At 42.9% G+C, this 3,340-nt stretch carries 3 protein-coding genes; all 3 read right to left on the minus strand.

The features are described from left to right. Positions 1–26: 26 nt before the first annotated feature. The 3 genes from OQ5_RS0112285 to OQ5_RS0112295 all read right to left on the minus strand — a co-directional run bounded on the left by OQ5_RS0112285 (position 27) and on the right by OQ5_RS0112295 (position 3,081). Positions 27–1,190 (minus strand): iron-containing alcohol dehydrogenase, encoded by a 1,164-nt coding sequence (locus OQ5_RS0112285; protein ID WP_016777775.1) that lies wholly within the window; start codon positions 1,188–1,190, stop codon positions 27–29. Between the two features lie 285 nt (positions 1,191–1,475). Beyond that, entirely contained in the window at positions 1,476–2,222 is a 747-nt protein-coding gene (fabG, locus tag OQ5_RS0112290) for a 3-oxoacyl-[acyl-carrier-protein] reductase (protein WP_016777776.1), read from the minus strand. Positions 2,223–2,340: 118 nt separating this feature from the next. Continuing rightward, positions 2,341–3,081: an SIR2 family NAD-dependent protein deacylase gene (locus OQ5_RS0112295; RefSeq protein ID WP_016777777.1), complete on the minus strand. Its 741-nt coding sequence runs from the start codon at positions 3,079–3,081 to the stop codon at positions 2,341–2,343. Positions 3,082–3,340 lie beyond the last annotated feature (259 nt).

A 3,340-nucleotide genomic window follows, 5' to 3' on the forward strand; every position in this document is an offset into this window, starting at 1 on the left:
TATACATTTTATACCGCACTCAGATTTTATAAGGCCCTCTTCAAAATTTCCACCACATCATCGACATCGAGGCGTTTAAAACTACCTATTTTACCAAAGATGCAAGCTTTTTTGGCCATCTCTTCAAAATGATCGCCGGGGATATCCACATCTGAAAGACGGGCCGGCATATCAAGCGAATTAAAGAAATTCCGGACGGCCTCAATGCCTTTCTCTGCGGCAGTCATATCATCGGTCTCGTTTATATTCCACACATTTCGTGCCATTTGGGCAAACCTGGGCGCGGTTTTCTCATCCAGGACATAGCGCATCCAGACAGGATGGATAATTGCCAGTCCGGCACCATGCGTCAGATCATAAATGGCGCTTACTTCATGCTCGATTCCGTGGGTAGCCCAGTCGCCTGTTAATTTCCCGGTAAGCGTAAGACCACTCAAAGCCAGGCTTCCAGCCCACAGCAGGTTGGCACGTGCCTCATAATTCTCAGGTTCTTCAAGCGCAACCGGACCGTATTTGATACAGGTTTTCAAAATTGACTCGGCAATGGAATCCTGGACAAAAGTCCCTTCACCGGGTGCAAAATAATTTTCAAATATATGGCTCATGATATCTACCGTACCTGCAGCAGTATGATAACGGTTTACAGTGAAAGTATAGGAAGGATCAAGAACAGAAAATACGGGTCGCAGCAAGTCGCTCGACATTCCCCTCTTTTCCTGTGTTTCCTCATTTGTAATCACGGCATTACCGTTCATTTCGGAACCGGTTGCCGCAAGTGTAAGAACAGTGCCCAATGGCAAAGGATTCGTAACTTTGGCCTTTTGCATGGGAAAATCCCAGGCATCTCCCTCGTAATTCGCTCCAGCAGCAATGGCCTTGGCGGCATCAATAACACTGCCACCACCAATGGGAAGAACAAAATCAAGATCGTGTTCGCGACAAAGTCGTACTCCCTCTCGCACCGAGGTTATCCGGGGATTGGGCTGAATTCCACTCAACTCGACAAAAAACAGATTATTATTACGGAGCTGTTCCACAACCTGATCATAAAGTCCGGTTTTTTTCACCGAACCTCCGCCATAAGCCAGGAGCACTCGCGAACCATGTTGTTTAATCTCTTGTCCCAGTTCATTTACTTTATTTTTGCCAAACAGAATCTTTGTTGGTACATGAAAATTGAAGTTCTTCATAATTTATTTTTTTTGATACAATAATAATACACAATAGATTAATAGATTTTTAGATTAATAGATTAATAGATTTTTAGAAGTAAGATGTTCCATACCCCATGCCCTGACTTCTGCCTTCTGTCTTCTGCCTTCTGCCTTCTGCCTTCTGCCTGTTGGTTACATTTATCTTATATCTAAAAATCTAATGATCTATTTATAACAAACCTTGTCATGCTCGTTTCATTTTAAACAACAAAAGGTGTCTTCGGTTGAAAGCACCTCCTAATATAACAAAAAACGGTTTTTTCAGGTATTCATTCCACCACAAACATGGATCACCTGTCCCGTAACATACGAAGAAAGATCTGAAGCGAGGAATACACAAGTATTGGCAACATCTTCAGGTGTACCACCACGTTTTAGAGGAATTTTACTTTCCCAGTCTTTTCTGACTTCATCGGATAAAACACCCGTCATCTCAGTGATGATGAATCCCGGAGCAATAGCGTTACTACGAATACCTCTTACGCCAAATTCTTTAGCAATAGATTTCGTAAAACCAATAATTCCAGCTTTTGAAGCCGAATAATTTGCCTGATTTTTATTTCCTACAACACCAACAACGGAACTCATGTTAATAATACTACCTCCCGCCTGTTTCCACATTATTGGCTGCACAGCTTTGGTATAATTAAAAACAGATTTAAGGTTAACAGCTATGACGGCATCCCACTGCTCTTCTGTCATACGCTTTAATGCTCCATCTTTGGTAATACCTGCATTGTTCACCAGGATATCCACCTGTCCGAATTCCTTAACAATCTCTTCAACCACCTGTTGCGTTTCATCGAATTTTGCAGCATTGGAAGCGTAGGCTTTTACTTTTACGCCCAATTGGGCCACCTCTTTCTCTGTTGCTTTGGCTGCATCGTTGTATTCAAGATCGGTAAAAGCGATGTTACAACCCTCAACGGCAAAGCGTAAAGCTATAGCCTTACCGATACCCCGGGCAGCCCCGGTTACAATTGCAGTTTTTCCTTCTAGTAACTTCATTTCAAACTTTGGTTTAAGTTTCCAAATAATTTACTGAATCAATTTTTGGAGCGTAAAGATGTTAAAAGTTTTGTAAATATGAGAGATTTTACCTGTTTTTAATTTTGTTTCCACATCATCACGATAATCTTTCGTCCAACGCGACAAGGGCCTCGGAAGCCTTTGCCACGATGTGAACATCGGTTATCGAACCGGTAAAGTTCGATGGCTTGGGATTGATCTCAATAATTGAGGCTCCGTTTCTTTTGGCTTCCCACGGTACCATAGCGGCCGGCATAACTTCACCCAGGCTTCCTATTACCAAACAGACATCTGCGTTTCTTGCTGCTTCCAGGCTTCCTACGTAGGCCTCGGCGGGAATGGCTTCTCCGAAAAAGATAAAGGCAGGTTTTACAAGGCTCCCACATTCAGGACAGGTGACGGGTAACTTTTCAAAATCTGCTTCGGATGCAGGAAAGTGATGAGAACAGACGGTACATTCCATAGTCTGGGCATTCCCGTGGAATTCATAAACGGTTTTGCTGCCCCCCGTCTGATGCAGATTGTCAATATTCTGGGTAATTACGCACTTGAGCAGTCCCTTTTGCTCCCATTTTCCCAGCACTTTATGCGCATCATTGGGTTGTGCCTTACCAAAATAATCATAAAATATTTCACGGATTACCTTCCATGAATCGAGCGGATTGGAATGAAAATAATCCAGATCAAGTACCTGCGGGTCGTACTTCGACCAGATACCGTTTTCGCCACGAAAAGGCGGCACACCACTCTCCACCGATATGCCTGCACCGGTAAAGGCTATGGTGTATTCCGATTGCCGTAAAAGACTGACTGCTTTATCTATTTGAGCTTCTCTCATAAAAAACAAGTTTGCTCTAAAATACAATAAAGCTGTTAAAAGACAATAGTCAGTTAAAAAAGCCTAAACTCAGAGACGCAATTATGAGAGGCTAAGGTTGAGGTTGAGGCTGAGGTTGAGAATGCACCACGGAGAATCAGGCAGAAGTTTGACAGGCAGAAGGCAGAAGTTATAAATTTTAGAAACGCAGGAGGCCTCTTTTGTCATTCTGAGGAGGAACGACGAAGAATCTCTTCAATTATCAATTATCAATAACCAA

This window comes from Anaerophaga thermohalophila str. Valhall (assembly GCF_000250735.1).
GTDB classification, from domain to species: domain Bacteria; phylum Bacteroidota; class Bacteroidia; order Bacteroidales; family Marinilabiliaceae; genus Anaerophaga; species Anaerophaga thermohalophila_A.